We start from the raw sequence: 14,592 nt of genomic DNA, 5'->3' as shown, positions 1-14,592 counted from the left end.
GTTCACGATACCCAGCGTATCAGGTACGCTGGGTATCGGTAACCGCAATGATCAGAGGAGACACCCATGTCCGTTGATGGACAGTCCGTTACAGGACCTCAGGATTCCACCGACCCGGCTGCCCGAGGAGGCGCCCCGGCGCTCCGTCGCGCCGTGATCGTGGGCGGCAACAGGATTCCATTCGCCCGTTCCGGAGGCGCGTACACCAAATCGTCTAACCAGGACATGCTTACCGCCGCCTTGGACGGCCTCATCGCAAGGTTCGGGCTCCAGGATGAGCGGATCGGGGAGGTTGCCGCCGGGGCGGTCCTCAAGCACTCCAGGGATTTCAACCTCACACGCGAAGCTGTGCTGGGCTCGGCGCTGTCCCCGGAGACGCCGGCCTACGACCTGCAGCAGGCCTGCGCCACAGGGCTGGAAACCGTCCTGGGCCTTGCCAACAAGATCAAACTGGGCCAGATCGACTCCGGCATCGCCGGCGGTGTCGACTCTGCCTCCGATGCACCGATAGCGGTCAGCGAGGGCCTGCGCGAGGTGCTCCTGGACCTCAACCGTGCGAAGACGCTCCCGCAGCGGCTGCAGGTTCTCAGCAGGCTGCGCCCCAAGGACCTGGCCCCTGACGCTCCGGGCACCGGCGAGCCGCGGACCGGCCTTTCCATGGGGGAGCACCAGGCACTCACCACCGCCCAATGGAACATCTCACGGGCGGCGCAGGATGAAATTGCGTACAACAGCCACCGTAATCTGGCCGCTGCGTACGACGCCGGATTCTTTGACGACCTCCTCACGCCGTACCGCGGACTCAGCCGGGATTCAAACCTGCGCGTCGACACCACGCCGGAAAAGCTCGCAACCCTGAAGCCCGTCTTCGGTAAGAATCTGGGTGCCGAAGCCACCATGACGGCGGGAAATTCCACCCCGCTGACAGACGGCGCGTCCACGGTCCTGTTGGCCTCGGAAGCCTGGGCTGACGCCCATGACCTTCCCAAGCTTGCCAGCGTCGTCGACGGCGAGGCAGCCGCTGTGGACTTTGTCCATGGCAAGGACGGGCTGCTGATGGCGCCCGCGTTCGCCGTTCCCCGGCTCCTGGCACGCAACGGCCTGACCCTTGAGGATTTTGACTTCTTTGAAATCCACGAAGCTTTTGCGGCGACGGTCCTGAGTACGCTCGCCGCCTGGGAGGACGAGGAGTTCGGTAAGAGCAGGCTTGGCCTTGACGGAGCATTCGGCATCATCGACCGCGCCAAACTCAATGTCAACGGTTCCTCCCTGGCGGCAGGGCATCCCTTTGCCGCTACGGGTGGCCGCATCGCCGCCACGCTGGCCAAAATGCTGCACGCAAAAGGAACTGTGGACGGCCGCCCGGCACGGGGCCTCATTTCAGTCTGCGCCGCCGGCGGCCAGGGCGTCGTCGCAATACTCGAAGCACTGTAGGGGGACCCGATGACGGACAAGTACACGCAGTTGGTTAGCCAGGGGTTGGGCAGGAACATCGCCAGGAAGCTGGGCCTTCCCCAGCCGGCCCTGCTGCGGCGGTACACGCCGGGGGAGGCCCTGATCAGCGGACCCATTCTGATCCAGGGAAGCACTGCCGCCGCCGATCAACTGGCTGCCACCCTGCTTTCCTGGGACCTTGATGTCCGCCGGCATGCGGTGCCCCGTGAAAAGCTCGGCGCCATCATCCTGGTGCTGGACGAGTTGGCTAGTCCCGAAGATCTGGAGAAGCCCGTACTGTCAGTGGCTTCCTCGCTTCGCGACCTGGCCCCGAGCGGCCGCTTCATCACGCTGTCCCGGCCAGCGGACGGGTCCGGAACGCCGTCCGTCGCCGCGGCCAGGCAGGGTGTGGACGGCTTCCTCCGTTCAGTGGCGAAGGAACTGCGGGCCGGTGCCACAGCCAATGGCATCCTCCTGCCGGAGGGGGTTGCGGCGACAAGCCCGAGCGCCCTGGCCGCGCTGCGATTCTTCCTCTCAGGACGCTCGGCTTTCGTGGACGGGCAGTTCCTGACCGTCAGCACAGCCGACGGCCAGCTGCCGTCCGACTTTGACAAGCCGCTGGCAGGAAAGGTGGCAGTAGTTACGGGAGCTGCGCGCGGCATCGGCGCGGCAATCGCCCGCACCCTCCACCGGGACGGGGCCACGCTGGTACTCGTCGATATCCCGGCGGCAGGGGACCATCTCGCCGCGGTAGCCAACGAGGTGCACGGCACAGCCCTTCAGCTGGATATCGCCCGGGAGGATGCCGGCCAGCGAATTATCGACCATGCGATCCAGCGTCACGGGCGCCTGGATGTCGTTGTCCATAACGCCGGTATCACCCGTGACAAGCTGCTGGCCAATATGGACCATTCGCGCTGGAACTCCGTTCTGAACGTCAACATCTCCGCCCAGCTCAGAATTAACGACGCACTGCTGGCATCCGAACATTTCCGCGACTCACCGCGGATCGTGTCAGTTGCTTCCACCAGCGGGATAGCAGGCAACCGCGGTCAGACCAATTACGCCGCCTCGAAGGCAGGAGTCATGGGGATGGTCAGCGCCACGGCCAGCCTCCTTTCTGCTCGTGGCGGCACGATCAATGCGGTGGCACCGGGTTTCATTGAAACTGAAATGACCGCCCGGATTCCGTTTGCCGTCAGGGAAGTGGGGCGGCGGCTCAACTCCCTCCAGCAGGGAGGCCAGCCAACGGACGTCGCCGAAGCAATCGCCTTCCTCGCCAGCGACGGTGCAGGCGGCATCAACGGCGCGGTGCTTCGTGTCTGTGGACAGAACCTGGTGGGGGCATGAACACCGTTCACCCGATCATCCTGGGGGAGATGCCCTCGCTCTCCAAGCTCTACGTCAACGCTGCCGCCCAAGCGGCCCGGCGTCGGGTCCTGGGCACGCACAACGGTTCCAGCCTGCCCGACGCCAGCCATGAAGTACGCGGCGTCAGGGCTGATGTGGCCAACCTCACCGCCTATCAGCATCTCATTGGCGAAACCGCAAGCGACATCCTGCCTGCAGGCTATATCCACGCACTCACCTTCCCGGTCGCCATGAGCGTGATGAGCCGTGACGATTTTCCGCTGCCCCTCCTGGGCATGATCCACCTCAGTAACCGTGTGGAGCAGCGGTCGCCGGTGGTCTTCACGGAGCCATTGGACGTCACCGCCCGCGTGGAGAACCTCCGTGGCCACCGCACCGGCACTCAAGTCGATGTCGTGGCGGAGGTCCGCGGGGCCGGGACACCGGACATCCGTTGGATCGGCGTCTCCACCTACCTTGCCAAGGGCGTGTTCCTGCCGGGTATCGACAAGCTGTCCCCGCACAACGGCCAGCCCGGACATCAGGAGTTCAAGGCACCGGATCCGACGGCGCTGTGGCAGTTGGGTGTCGACACCGGCCGCGCGTATGCCGCCGTGTCAGGTGACTTCAACCCCATCCACCTCAGTGTGCTGTCCGCCAAAGCCTTGGGCATGCGGCGGTCGATAGCCCACGGGATGTACCTCGCCTCGAGGGCACTTGCGGATGTCGGCCCGGCCAAGGGCGAGTCCTTTAGCTGGGGGGTTGAATTTGACGCGCCGGTGTTCCTGCCCGGCCTGGTCGCCTTGGAGATCAGTACCGTGCAGGGCCCGGACGGGGCCTGGCAACGGTCGGACTTTGTGGCGTGGAATCCGCGCTCAGGCCGCAGGCACTTCCGCGGCACGGTGACGGAACTCTAGGACGAGGGCCGCACTGCCTTCAGGATCCTGTGCAGGCTCAGGATCAGGGAGTCTGATGCGGTCACCGCCGTTTCATCCGGATCCCGCTCCGCAGCAGCCGCCATGCAGGCCTTCACCGCCGTTTCCGCGGCACGGTACCGCTGCCTCTGCACTTCAGTGTCGCTGTCCTCGAACGAGGACAGGAGGTCACCTGTTGCCGTCAAGGCCTCAGCAAGCGGGCCGCTGTCCTGGAACGGGATGGTGTACGGCAGGTCGTTTTCCCAGATGGTGTCCGACAGTACTTCCGTCATGTCCTGGATGTGGAATGTCACTCGCTCAAGCTCCCGCAGATTGCGGTAATCAAGATCGACGTCCCGGGGGTGGAGTTTCCGCCGCGGATTGGCGCGTCGGCTCGCGTCGGCCTCCTGGACCAGGTGGCGAACGGTACGGGCAGCTGCGGCCAGGTCGTCTGAGCGCCGCGACCAGTCCTCATGCTCGGGCGGCCACTGCTCGTTCAACGCGGCCCCCATGTCGGTCAACTGCTTTCCGAGGGCCAGCCGGAGCTCGCCCAGGCTGGCCGCTGCCGCGTTGAAGTGCAGGGGAGGAAACACGAGGAAGTTCACGGCGATTCCGACTGCAACGCCGGCCCCCATCTGAATGAGGTATCCGAAGGAGAAATCGTCCGGATGGCTTCCGCCCACGAGCAGAACAAGCAGGGCCGCCGTCGGAATCCAGTCCCGTCCCGATCCAAGCCTGGGCAGGCCCCCGAGCAGCACGCCCAGGCCCATCAGAATGGCGACAGTGAGCGGAGAGGGGTCACCGACGTTGACCAGGAGGAAGGCGAGCCCGATTCCCAGGGCAAGGCCCACGAGCGTCTGCAGGCCCTGCCGGACGGATCCCGCCACGTTGTGGTACATCGAAACCAGGGCACCCAGGGGCGCGTAGTAGGGATATTGGGCCGCGGAGCCGGGCATCAGTGGAGCAATGAGGAAGGCCAGGCCGGCCGCCAGCGCAGCCTTTGACGCCAGCTGAAGGCGCTGGGCCTGGAAGGCGGCGGAGACACCAGCTGCTGCATTCCTGAACACGCGGGCCCCCGTGGCGCGCGCGACAGTCCGCGGTTGACTATTACCCATCCGCCCCACCTTAGGGGCGGGATCCCGCTAGGACAAGGCGGCGGCGGCCCGGCGGACCTCTGCAGCCAGGCGATGTGCCCTGCCGGGAGTCCGGCCTTCCTCCTGCCGCTGCGGAACGTAGCCAAAGCCGAGGCCATAAGCGGGGTCCGCAAAGCCCAGGGCGGCATTTGCGCCCTCGTGGCCGAATGCCCGGTGACTGCCGAAGTTCCTCGAGGGATGGGGCTTCATGAAGACCACGGCAAAGGCGTTGTCCAGTCCGGAGGAGCGGTCCAGCCCCCAGACCTGCTCCTGGGACATCACGGCAACCGTTTCCTCGGTGAGCAGCGGAGCTTCACCGCCGACGCCGGAGATCGCCGCAGCGTAGAGCCGGGCCAGGCCTTCCGCGGATCCTACTCCACCGGCGGCGCTCATCCCGGCGGCCCGCACTGCACGGTGACTGGGGAGTTCCATGATCGTGCTGACCGCGGCGTTGCTGTTGAGTCCGTCCAGGCTCAGGGGATCCAACCATGGTTGCGGGGAATCGACGTCGTACAGCACGTCACGATAACGGGGCTCCAGCTCCTCGGGCAGCCCAAGGAAGAAGTCGATGCCATAGGACTTGCGGATGCGACGGTCATAGAGGTCCTGCAGTGATTCGCCTGCAACCCGCCGGCACAACTCCTCCATCAGGATTCCGATGGTGAGGGAGTGATAGCCGAAGGTTCGGCCGGGGCGCCACAACGGCCTGGCAGCGGCCAGCCGGGCCGCTGCCTTCGGGGTAGTGAACTCGTCCAGGCGGAAGCCTCCTTCCACTCCCACGAGCCCGGCCTGGTGGGACAACGCCTCGCGCACCAGGAGCCGCTCCTTGCCGTGGACCCCGAACTCCGGCCAGTACTCGGAGACCGGTCGGTCCAGTCCAAGCAGGCTGTCCTGGACCAGCAGGGCGATGACCATTGCCGCAACGCCCTTCGAACAGGAGTAGGTCCCCGTTATCGACTCAGGGCTAATGTGCGGTCCTCCAGTCAGGTCAACTACCTTCACGCCATCCTTGTACGCAGCCACTTGGGCACTGTATTCCGGATCGTCGGCCAGCATAAAGGTAAACAAGTCCAGAACGCCTTCAAAACCGGGCGCCACAAAGCTGCGTGAGATCTCCATGGCCCTTATCCTAATCGCTCAGAAATCGCTTTCCTGGCAAGTGCCTAGCTGCCGGCCCCATGCCCCGGGGCTACTTCTTCGCCCGGCATCACCGGGCCGGGCGGCGTCCCGTCCCCGAAGGGCCGGCCGCCCAGCGATTCCCGTCCATGAGCCTCCAGCCACCCCGAGAGATCCGGACCCTGCGGCACAATGCCCGTCGGGTTGATGTCCTCATGCACGATGTAATAGTGCTGCTTAATCTGGACGAAGTCGATCGTGTCGCCAAACCCGGGGGTCTGGAACAGGTCACGCGCATATCCCCACAGAGCGGGCATCTCGCTGAGTTTCCGGCGGTTACATTTGAAGTGCCCGTGGTACACCGCATCGAACCGCGCGAGGGTGGTGAACAGCCGTACATCGGCCTCGGTGATCGTGTCACCAACCAGGAAGCGGCGGGTGGACAGGCGCTCTTCGAGCCAGTCCAAAGCCGCCCACAGCCTCGCATAGGCGGAGTCATAGGCCTCCTGCGAGCCGGCGAAGCCGCAGCGGTACACTCCGTTGTTGACGTCGGTAAAGACCCGCCGGTTGACGGCGTCGATTTCCGGCCGCAGGTTCCCGGGGTACAGCTGGGGCGCGCCGTCCCGGTGGAACTCGGTCCATTCGGTGGAAAAGTCCAGGGTGATTTGGGGAAAGTTGTTGGTTACGACAGCACCGCTGGCAGTGTCCACGATGGCCGGAACGGTGATGCCCCGCGGGTAGTCGGGGAAACGCTTGAAATAGGCGTCCTGGAGTCTTTCGATGCCGAGCACGGGGTCCACCCCGCCGGGATCCAGGTCGAAGGTCCAGGAGCGCGCATCATGAGTGGGTCCGGGCTGGCCGAGGGAGATGGCTTCCTCCAGGCCAAGGAGCCGGCGGACAATGACAGCCCGGTTCGCCCAAGGGCACGCCCGTGCGGCGATCAGTCGGTAGCGGCCGGCCTGTACCTGCCAGCCCGGTTCGCCATTGGCCCCCGGTGCGCCGTCACGCGTGATCCGGTCTTCGATGTAGTTGGTGTCGCGGTCATATGCCCCGCCTCCGGTGACATACGCGCCCCGTGTGCTGTTCTCCGTGCTGTGCTCCCGGTCCGCACTGGTTACGGCCGCGTCAGGCGCGGGCCCTGTCTTATCCTTCATGCGGATAAGCCTAGGCTCCGGCTGCCAGAATCATCGAGATGGGCTGCCAGGCGATGATCCAGGAGCCTGCCACGAAGGCCGCGAACAGGGCGATCCAGATGACGGAGGGGACGGAAGTGGCGCGATAGAGCAGGTAGGCGTCCGAACTCCCCAGCCTGTCCCTGCGGCGCAGGTGCACCTGGGCGAGCTTGACCAGGTCCCGCACCGCGGCGACCAACAGGGCGAGGCCAAGGGTGATCGCCACGTGGCCGGTGAGGGCATGGGGAACCCAGAGGATCAGAGCGGCGCCCCCGGCGATCGCTGCGACAGTGATGAGGATGCCGGCAAGGTTGCGGATGAACAGGAGCGAGGCCAGCAGGATCAGTGTGCCGGAGGCGACGGCGGCAGGGCCCCATCCTGCGAATCCGGACGACACCAGCGCAGCGCCAGTCATGGCAGGAACCGGATATCCCCAGAAGCCTGACCATACCGCGGGAAACCGGCCGCGGCTGTAACTCGTGGTGGTCCCGGAATGGTCCAGTTTGAGACGGATGCCCGCCAGTCTCTGGCCGCTCAGTACGGCGGCGAAGGCATGGCCAAGTTCGTGGGTGGCGGTGGCCAACAGGCCAAAGTACTTCCACGTGGCCTGCGGAACGGATAGAGCCGTGGCGGTCAGCAGCACCAGCAACAGTTCAACGAGGGAAACCTGCGGCACATCCGTCCGGCTGAAGGCTTCAGTGATGCGCTGCCACAGTTCCTGTGTCAGCGGGTTCATGCACTGCCGGTCGGGGAGTAGTTATTGTCGGCCATAGACCTCTACGGTACTAGAGGGACGGTTCACGACCGTTCGCGGCCCCATCGGCTGCCCTACGAATCGAGGAACACATCGTGACCACTTTGAAAGAGCGCCTCCACGCCGACGTCGTCGCCCATATGAAAGAGCGGAACAAAACCGCCCTGACCACCGTCCGCAATGTCCTGGGGGAAATCGAAACCCGTGAAAAGTCGGGAAAGACGCCGATAGTTCTGGATGATGCCCAGGTGACCGCCCTGCTTCAGAAGGAGGCAGCCAAGCGCCGCGACACTGCCCGCATCTATTCCGAGGCCGGAGAGCGGGAGAGGGCCGAGGCCGAAATCGCGGAGGCTGAGGTCATTGAGGCCTACTTGCCGAAGGCGCTGTCCCGCGACGAGGTTGAAACAATCGTCGATGAGGCCATCGAAACACTAAAGGCTGAGGGCCAGGAACTGTCGATGCGCTCGATCGGTGCGGTGATGAAGCCGGTAACAGCCAAGGTAGCTGGCCGCTTCGACGGCAAGGCGGTCAGCGAGATAGTTCGTAGCCGCCTCACCTAACACGAAAGGCACGTCCACATTCTGTGGGCGTGCCTCGTCGTATACCTTCGCTACAAAGGCCTCGGCCCTCGTGGGAAGGTGTCCGGCTGACCGGAATCAGCCTTCGCAGTCCGTGCAGTAGCTATGGCCGTCCTTCTGCCGCGCAATCTGGGAGCGGTGTCGGACCAGGAAGCATGAGTAACAGGTGAACTCGTCTTCGGCCTGAGGGATGACCTGCACAACCAGTTCCTCGGCCACGAATTCGCCACCGGGAACGCCTGCGCCGTCGAGTCCGTCTGCCTCATCCAGTTCGAGGACGACGCTGCGGGCGTCCGGCGCATTGGCGGACTGGAGTGCCTCGAGCGAGTTGTCCTGCGACTCCTTGACATCGGAGCGGAGTTCGTCGTAATCGGTTGCCACTTTAGGTGCTTCTCTTTTCTTTGGTTCTGTCTGTCGCGTATGCAACGTACAGCATGGAGCTGGTATTCCCAAGTGCGCACCGATAATGTCGCGCCGACCGGGCATGCCCAGAGCGGTGTTTTGTGACTAAGGCGCTTCACCGGCTTACACCTGGGGTTCCTTTGAGGCAGCCGAACCAAGGGAGACTCCTGGCCCCTAGGACTCAACTCACATTTCGCCTCCGCGCCGGGAAGGCGACCCGATCAAGGTCGTTCGCGGCCAGCACGTTAGTTCCTGCCGCCCGCGCCCTTGCCTGCCCCACCAGCGGCAGAACATCTTCATAGCGTGCGGAAAAGTGCGCCAGCAGGAGGGTCCCGACGCCGCCGCCGGCCGCCAGTGCACCTGCCTGCCCCGCTGTGAGGTGACGGTATTGCCTGGCGAGTCCGGCGTCCTCGTCGCTGAACGTGGACTCGGCTACAAGCAGGTCCGCGCCGTCGGCCAGCTCTTCAGCACCTTCGCACTCGGCCGTGTCCATGACAAAGGCGAAGCGCTGGCCGCGACGCGGCACGCTCACATCTTCCTGCCGGATGGCACCAAGGTTCCCCTCGCGCTGCAGTCGCCCGATATCGGAACCGACAATGCCCGCCGCGGCGAGCCTGTCCGGAAGGAGGGTGCGGCCATCGGGTTCCACGAACCGGTAGCCGTACGTCTCGATCCGGTGGTTCAGCGGCCGCACCTCCAGGCCCGGAGCCACGATTCCGCTGCCGCCGTGGGGAAGCAGCCGAAGATCAAGGCCGGGAGATGCCAGCGACACAAGGGCCCGGACTACTTCCTCACCCGACGCAGGAAAGTGAAGGTGGACGGGATGCTGTACCCCGTCCAGGACCATTCGGGACAGCACTCCCGGCAGGCCGAAGCAGTGGTCGCCGTGGACGTGCGTGAGGCAGATACGCGTGATCTGGCTGGCGGATACCCCTGCCAAGAGCATCTGCCGCTGAGTGCCCTCCCCGGGATCGAAGAGCAGGCCCTGGCCGTCCCACAGCAGCAGATAGCCATTGTGGTTGCGGGTCCGGGTGGGGACCTGCGAGGCAGTGCCGAGAACGACGAATTGGCGCATGGCATTGAGTCTGCCACGGGCACTCCGTTCTTCTGCAGACAGCCAAACGGGCAGAGACACACTGCGAAGTCACCGGCGAGGCAACCGGCCTGCGCAGTCCTGTTTGCATGTTGGCTGACATATACAGAAATTCTAAGTAAATTCGCCCAATCAATGGACTTTCCGACCCCATAGCGCCGTACGATAAGCGCGTCTCATCAATTTAGAACAATGGGGGAAATTCCTTGAGCCAGCCGCAATACCCGTCCCAGCAGCCGTATCCTTCCGAGCAGCCGAATCCGGCGCAGCAGCAATCCGCCTGGCAGGGCGAGCCGCCGCTGTGGGCTCCCTACTACGGGGCACCGTTCCCGGTTGCAGTCAAAAGGTTCTTCAAGAAGTACGCCACTTTCTCGGGCCGCGCCAGCCGCAGCGAATACTGGTGGTGGACCTTGGTTTCCGTCGTAGTGAGCATCATCCTGAACATCGTCATCAACGCCGGATCAACCGGCTCGAGCCTCTCCGGCACGGCGACGCCCGGCCCGGGTGCCATTTTCGGGACCATCCTGATCGTCATATGGGGGCTGGCGACCCTCGTCCCGTCCTTAGCGCTGACGGTCCGCCGGTTGCACGACGGCAACTTCAGCGGATGGCTGCTGCTGCTCGTCCTGGTGCCGTTCCTGGGCGCCCTGGCGGTACTCGTGTTCACGATCCTGCCGTCCAACCCCGCTGGACAGCGCTTCGACCAGCCTGCCGGTCACTGACCAAAAGTCACTTTTTAACCTGAAAGGCTCCGCCAGTCTGATGATGGCGGGGCCTTTCAGCTGTCTGAGCCTGTCCGGGCCTGACCCGGGAGGGTCCGTCGACATTGTCCCCAGTACGGGGAGCAGTGCAGTCCCAACGGCGTGCCGACGGCGGAGCACTAATGGATCAGGGTGTTGGAACGCTTGTGGTACTTGGCCGTGTGCTGGTTCTGATGGTTCTGCTGCGTGTTCTGAACGCCGTCTGGCAGCGGAATCACCGGCCTACGAGGCCGCCGCGGCATCAGGGAGAGCCTCAATCCCAGCGCCTGCTGCACAGTGAGTCCGCGGGCAGCCTCAGCGGTGTGCGCTGCTGTTGTTTTAGATGCCGAACAGTTGAGCTGCCAGGGAATATATCCCCCACGACCCAACCGCTAACAGGATGCCCAGGTAGGCCAAAACCAGTCGCGTATCGCGGAGGTAACACTTCGATCTCGTCAAGCCCCGCCGTCGCGCTTTCCAATAACCTGCGAATCCGACTGCGGCGAACGCGGCCAGTGCCACCGGACCGGCTGCCCAGCCGAGCAGGGCAACGGTCGCGAAGATGCAGAGCCGCAGCGGATCGAAGGGCTGCGGGGACTGTGGATCCGTGTCGCGGTCATGACGGCGTCCATGCCGGCCTGCGTGCTTGGCGCGCACCAGCTGCGACGGCGGTGGCCCGTCTGCAATGCGCCGGGCATCAGAAGCGGAACTCATCATTCCTCCCTGTCTGACTCAGACCTGGCGGACTGGGAGAAGCCGCGTGCCCGTGGCTGTGCTTATTCGTTGCCTGGCCAGGGCCGGCCACGCCTGAACAGCGCAGAACGGAGCGCACTGGTGATCGCCGCCGTCGCTCTTGGTGCCCACATGGACGCAGCATTGCGTGAGCCGTTCCTCAATCATGGTGGAGATGTCCATGAAGGGCTTGACCATGATGCGAGTGATCCGTTCGGCGAGGAGTCGACGCAGCCGCTGTTGCTGACCTGGAAGCTTGCCGGCAGCCAGTGTGGTGAGTGTGCCGATGCCGAGGTCACACTGCGTGCAGATGTTCTTCCAAAGATCCATTGTCCTCGGGTGGGACAGCGAGGACTGCTCGCTCAGCAGGTCCAACAGGGAAGACTTCATGAGTTTTCGCAGCTCAAGCGGGATCGCGCTATCCGCGATACGGTTGGCGATGCTGTCGGGATTGAGTTCCAGCCAGGCAAGCAGCTGATCGTGCCCGATGAGTGCAGTTAGCGAACGCCAGACGCCTGAGTCGTCCTTCAGCATGTAACCCACGGACGCGCAATGCGGATGTGAGCAGGGGAGTGCTGTCAGGTCGTGCCAAGAGACGACCCCTCCGGTTTGCTCCGCGAGCCGTTCCAGCACGCCCGTGTGGGTGAGCCTGTCCATAGGATCGATGCCGTGGCCGCGCCCCGAACCGAACACCGGCTGAAGTGCAACGCCACCCATGAACGGGGTTTCCAATGCCCTCATGACGACGGCGCCCACCTCACCGTCGTTCACGCCGAGAGCCGCCGTCATCGTCAGGGTGGTGAAAACACCTGCCTCGGACAGGCGTGCGATGGCCATGTCTTTGAATCGGGTCAGGTCGCCCCCTCGGTGGTGGATGGATGCTTCTTTGGACGGCCCGTCGTATTGGAGGTACACCTCCACGCGGTCCCGATGCTTGGCCAGCAGTGCGAGGAGCTCGTCGTCGGTGGCCACCAGCATGCCGTTGCTGTTCACCATGATGCGGACGATCGGCCGAGCGACGAGTTCATCCAGAAGTTCGGCCAGGTAGGGATAAAGCGTGGGCTCGCCGCCGGAGAGCATCAGCACGTCCAGCCGCCCGTTTTCGCGGGCAAGCCGGGTGTCGATATTCGCGAGCACCTCCGTGAGAGGCGCGACTCCCTGCAGCTGCGGGCCGGAGGCGGTGAAGCAGGTGGGGCAGCGCAGGTTGCAGTGCTCGATGATGTCCTGCAGGAGGATGCACGTGTGCTGCGTCTGCATGGCCGGCAGCCCGTAGGCGTAGGCCTCCGGTACCTGGCGGTAATTGTCGGCCTGGTCCGGGATGTGTTGCTTGGTCGGTGCCTGCCACTTCTCCAGGTACCGCAGAATTTCCGGTGACTCGTCGTACAGGGTACTTACGAGGCCGTGATCCGGGCAGCCGCGTTCGAGCCAGACCCGGTCATCGCGGACCAGCAGAGCGCCGGAGAGGCGCCGCACCTGCGCGAGCGGAGGGTTTGTCTCGTGGCATTGTGGACAGAAGGCTGTGACGTACCGGTGGATGCGGTCACCGCGCAGCGGCTGGCCGGGGCCGGGCAACCGCTGCCGGGAAGAGAACGGGGACGGATTCATCTCAGGCTTCTCATCTGTGCGAGGATGCCGACGCAGATCCCGCCGCCGAGCAGTGTGAAGACTCCCAGGCCAATCAGCAGCCCCGCACCCAGCCGGGACGTGGGTGGCCTAACGGCCAGCACAACGGCTACCGCCAGATAGACGGCGATGGGTATGAACGCTGCAGGCCCGGCGAGGAAGGTCTTGTATCCCTGATCCGGTGCGATACCCTGTGTTGTCCCGAAATAGAGGGCATAAAGGGCAGGGGCCCCTAACAGGATGCCGAGCGCCATGGAGCCGCGCCGTGGTTCAGGGGGCGGCCCCTGTTCTTGAGGCGGTGGGGTGTCCTCGCTCATGCCACTCTTCTTTCCAACTTTGGGCGGAGTGGTTTACCGAATACCCGCAGCATCCGCCAGAACAGCAGGGGGAGAATCATCAGGAGGAACCATTGGGGACGGCTCATCCCCAGCCAGAGCACCTCGTTGCCGCGGACGAATTCGACTCCGAACCGGAACAAGGCGTAGGAAGTCACGTAGCAGATGAAGAGGTCGCCAGGACGAGGCAGGCGGTCCCGATAACGCCACATGAGCACGAATGCGGCCACATGGAACACGATTTCGTAGGCAAAGGACGGGTGGAGTCCCACCCCTGGCGGTCCGCCCAACATCGCCGCTTGCGCCGGCGTGAGCGATATCCCCCACGCACCCCCGGTCGGAGTGCCGGGCAGTTCCGTGAGGAGACAGCCCACCCGTCCGATGACCAGAGCTAAAGCAACTGCGGGTGCAAGCAAATCCCCTGTGGACTCGCGGTAACCTGTCAGCCGTTTGCCCAAGTGGACGCCGAACCACGCGCCGACAAGGCCAGCGAGAATGCTGCGGTCGCCGTTGCCCCACCAGTCTGCCAAGGAGACCTGCCGGGAAACATCCCACGTGAGGACCCTTGAACCGATGGCCCCGAAGGCGAGAGCGAAACCGGCTATGGGCCACAACCGTGGGTCGGACAGGCCCCGCCGGCGCTTCTCATAGTCGTAGAACAGCAGGGCTGCGAGGATTCCCAGCCCTAACAGGCCGGCGTGCACCAGCCCGTTTCCCGCCAGGAGAAGCCCGATCATGAGCAGAGTGTAACAGTGCCCCTGCTGGGCCTTTCCGTTGCCGTGCGGTAATACGGCTGCACATGCAAACTCTCAGGGGTCTTCGGCCAGGTCTTGGACATCGAAGGTCTCGCGTGCCTGTTCGATGGCGGGCATGTGCGCTGCAGCCCATTCCAGGAGTACGTCGACGGGGTGGCGAAGTGTCTTGCCCAATCGTGTAATGCGGTACTCGATCGCCACCGGGCGCGAGCTCAGAAGTTTGCGTTCGATGATGCCGTTGCGTTCGAGGCGCCGCAGTGTCGCCGTCAGGGACTTCTGCGACACCGACGGGATCGCACGGCGCAGTTCGCTGAACCGGCACGGCCTGTCACAGAGTTCGTTGAGCACGCTCAGTGACCATTTGTCGAGAACCTGATCGAGCAGTTCCCGGTGTGGCGGGCTAATTTCCAGCGGCTCAGCGGGGCTGGTGGTATCCGGCATGAAACCTGGTCTCGTTGAAG

General features: G+C 64.3%; 16 protein-coding genes. 5 read left to right on the top strand and 11 right to left on the bottom strand.

Annotation, left to right across the window (positions count from 1 at the left end; translation table 11 throughout):
• Window positions 1–66 precede the first annotated feature (66 nt).
• The 3 genes from QFZ40_RS09410 to QFZ40_RS09400 are packed head-to-tail and all read left to right on the top strand — an operon-like array spanning window position 67 to window position 3,701.
• Window positions 67–1,434, top strand: a complete 1,368-nt coding sequence (locus QFZ40_RS09410) for an acetyl-CoA C-acetyltransferase (RefSeq protein WP_306904047.1) — start codon at window positions 67–69, stop codon at window positions 1,432–1,434.
• Window positions 1,435–1,443: 9 nt separating this feature from the next.
• The gene (locus QFZ40_RS09405) at window positions 1,444–2,784 is read left to right on the top strand and encodes a 3-oxoacyl-ACP reductase (protein ID WP_306904046.1); all 1,341 of its coding nucleotides are present in this window, start codon (window positions 1,444–1,446) and stop codon (window positions 2,782–2,784) included.
• Window positions 2,781–3,701 carry a MaoC family dehydratase gene (locus QFZ40_RS09400; RefSeq protein ID WP_306904045.1) on the top strand — a complete coding sequence of 307 codons (921 nt, stop codon included), beginning with the start codon at window positions 2,781–2,783 and terminating at the stop codon, window positions 3,699–3,701. The genes QFZ40_RS09405 and QFZ40_RS09400 overlap by 4 nt, the downstream gene beginning before the upstream one ends.
• Here the strand turns inward: QFZ40_RS09400 and QFZ40_RS09395 are convergent.
• Genes QFZ40_RS09395 through QFZ40_RS09380 form a run of 4 tightly spaced genes read right to left on the bottom strand, consistent with a single transcriptional unit; the run spans window position 3,698 to window position 7,855 of the window.
• A complete protein-coding gene (locus tag QFZ40_RS09395; protein ID WP_306904044.1) occupies window positions 3,698–4,813 on the bottom strand; it encodes an FUSC family protein in 1,116 nt (371 codons plus the stop codon). The two genes, QFZ40_RS09400 and QFZ40_RS09395, sit on opposite strands and share 4 nt — an antisense overlap.
• A gap of 27 nt (window positions 4,814–4,840) precedes the next feature.
• Entirely contained in the window at window positions 4,841–5,950 is a 1,110-nt protein-coding gene (locus QFZ40_RS09390; RefSeq protein ID WP_306904042.1) for a serine hydrolase domain-containing protein, read from the bottom strand.
• 44 nt (window positions 5,951–5,994) lie between these two features.
• Window positions 5,995–7,101 carry a glutathione S-transferase family protein gene (locus tag QFZ40_RS09385; protein ID WP_306904041.1) on the bottom strand — a complete coding sequence of 369 codons (1,107 nt, stop codon included), beginning with the start codon at window positions 7,099–7,101 and terminating at the stop codon, window positions 5,995–5,997.
• Window positions 7,102–7,111: 10 nt separating this feature from the next.
• Window positions 7,112–7,855: a M50 family metallopeptidase gene (locus QFZ40_RS09380; RefSeq protein WP_306904040.1), complete on the bottom strand. Its 744-nt coding sequence runs from the start codon at window positions 7,853–7,855 to the stop codon at window positions 7,112–7,114.
• 113 nt (window positions 7,856–7,968) lie between these two features.
• Between QFZ40_RS09380 and QFZ40_RS09375 the strand changes: the two genes are divergently transcribed.
• Window positions 7,969–8,433 (top strand): GatB/YqeY domain-containing protein, encoded by a 465-nt coding sequence (locus QFZ40_RS09375; protein ID WP_306904039.1) that lies wholly within the window; start codon window positions 7,969–7,971, stop codon window positions 8,431–8,433.
• Between the two features lie 96 nt (window positions 8,434–8,529).
• On the opposite strand, the gene QFZ40_RS09370 is transcribed toward QFZ40_RS09375, so the two are convergent.
• Window positions 8,530–8,832, bottom strand: coding sequence for a DUF4193 domain-containing protein (locus QFZ40_RS09370; protein ID WP_056339942.1), 303 nt, complete (start codon window positions 8,830–8,832; stop codon window positions 8,530–8,532).
• A gap of 202 nt (window positions 8,833–9,034) precedes the next feature.
• Window positions 9,035–9,928, bottom strand: a complete 894-nt coding sequence (locus QFZ40_RS09365; protein ID WP_306904038.1) for a ribonuclease Z — start codon at window positions 9,926–9,928, stop codon at window positions 9,035–9,037.
• A 224-nt stretch (window positions 9,929–10,152) separates the two neighbouring features.
• On the opposite strand from QFZ40_RS09365, the gene QFZ40_RS09360 reads away from it, so the two are divergent.
• On the top strand, window positions 10,153–10,668 hold the full coding sequence (locus tag QFZ40_RS09360; RefSeq protein ID WP_306904037.1) for a DUF805 domain-containing protein: 516 nt from the start codon (window positions 10,153–10,155) through the stop codon (window positions 10,666–10,668).
• A 357-nt stretch (window positions 10,669–11,025) separates the two neighbouring features.
• Here the strand turns inward: QFZ40_RS09360 and QFZ40_RS09355 are convergent, their stop codons facing one another.
• The 5 genes from QFZ40_RS09355 to QFZ40_RS09335 form a co-directional block, all read right to left on the bottom strand.
• Window positions 11,026–11,400: a hypothetical protein gene (locus QFZ40_RS09355; RefSeq protein ID WP_306904036.1), complete on the bottom strand. Its 375-nt coding sequence runs from the start codon at window positions 11,398–11,400 to the stop codon at window positions 11,026–11,028.
• 18 nt (window positions 11,401–11,418) lie between these two features.
• Window positions 11,419–13,023, bottom strand: a complete 1,605-nt coding sequence (locus QFZ40_RS09350) for a radical SAM protein (RefSeq protein WP_306904035.1) — start codon at window positions 13,021–13,023, stop codon at window positions 11,419–11,421.
• Window positions 13,020–13,358, bottom strand: a complete 339-nt coding sequence (locus tag QFZ40_RS09345; RefSeq protein WP_306904034.1) for a hypothetical protein — start codon at window positions 13,356–13,358, stop codon at window positions 13,020–13,022. Before QFZ40_RS09345 ends, QFZ40_RS09350 begins: the two co-directional genes overlap by 4 nt.
• On the bottom strand, window positions 13,355–14,113 hold the full coding sequence (locus tag QFZ40_RS09340; protein WP_306904033.1) for a prolipoprotein diacylglyceryl transferase: 759 nt from the start codon (window positions 14,111–14,113) through the stop codon (window positions 13,355–13,357). Before QFZ40_RS09340 ends, QFZ40_RS09345 begins: the two co-directional genes overlap by 4 nt.
• A 72-nt stretch (window positions 14,114–14,185) precedes the next feature.
• Entirely contained in the window at window positions 14,186–14,572 is a 387-nt protein-coding gene (locus tag QFZ40_RS09335; RefSeq protein ID WP_306904032.1) for a winged helix-turn-helix transcriptional regulator, read from the bottom strand.
• Between the last annotated feature and the right edge of the window lie 20 nt (window positions 14,573–14,592).

Origin of the sequence: Arthrobacter pascens (assembly GCF_030816475.1) — a bacterium.
Classification (GTDB): domain Bacteria; phylum Actinomycetota; class Actinomycetes; order Actinomycetales; family Micrococcaceae; genus Arthrobacter; species Arthrobacter pascens_B.
Note: the sequence above shows the minus strand (reverse complement) of the source record. Positions and strands in the feature narration are given on the sequence as shown.

What these genes read in the sequence shown, in the direction of transcription:
- QFZ40_RS09410 (WP_306904047.1), top strand. Translation starts at nt 67, where the DNA reads ATGTCCGTTGATGGACAGTCCGTTACAGGACCTCAGGATTCCACCGAC.
- QFZ40_RS09405 (WP_306904046.1), top strand. Translation starts at nt 1,444, where the DNA reads ATGACGGACAAGTACACGCAGTTGGTTAGCCAGGGGTTGGGCAGGAAC.
- QFZ40_RS09400 (WP_306904045.1), top strand. Translation starts at nt 2,781, where the DNA reads ATGAACACCGTTCACCCGATCATCCTGGGGGAGATGCCCTCGCTCTCC.
- QFZ40_RS09395 (WP_306904044.1), bottom strand. Translation starts at nt 4,813, where the DNA reads ATGGGTAATAGTCAACCGCGGACTGTCGCGCGCGCCACGGGGGCCCGC.
- QFZ40_RS09390 (WP_306904042.1), bottom strand. Translation starts at nt 5,950, where the DNA reads ATGGAGATCTCACGCAGCTTTGTGGCGCCCGGTTTTGAAGGCGTTCTG.
- QFZ40_RS09385 (WP_306904041.1), bottom strand. Translation starts at nt 7,101, where the DNA reads ATGAAGGATAAGACAGGGCCCGCGCCTGACGCGGCCGTAACCAGTGCG.
- QFZ40_RS09380 (WP_306904040.1), bottom strand. Translation starts at nt 7,855, where the DNA reads ATGAACCCGCTGACACAGGAACTGTGGCAGCGCATCACTGAAGCCTTC.
- QFZ40_RS09365 (WP_306904038.1), bottom strand. Translation starts at nt 9,928, where the DNA reads ATGCGCCAATTCGTCGTTCTCGGCACTGCCTCGCAGGTCCCCACCCGG.
- QFZ40_RS09355 (WP_306904036.1), bottom strand. Translation starts at nt 11,400, where the DNA reads ATGAGTTCCGCTTCTGATGCCCGGCGCATTGCAGACGGGCCACCGCCG.
- QFZ40_RS09350 (WP_306904035.1), bottom strand. Translation starts at nt 13,023, where the DNA reads ATGAATCCGTCCCCGTTCTCTTCCCGGCAGCGGTTGCCCGGCCCCGGC.
- QFZ40_RS09345 (WP_306904034.1), bottom strand. Translation starts at nt 13,358, where the DNA reads ATGAGCGAGGACACCCCACCGCCTCAAGAACAGGGGCCGCCCCCTGAA.
- QFZ40_RS09340 (WP_306904033.1), bottom strand. Translation starts at nt 14,113, where the DNA reads ATGATCGGGCTTCTCCTGGCGGGAAACGGGCTGGTGCACGCCGGCCTG.
- QFZ40_RS09335 (WP_306904032.1), bottom strand. Translation starts at nt 14,572, where the DNA reads ATGCCGGATACCACCAGCCCCGCTGAGCCGCTGGAAATTAGCCCGCCA.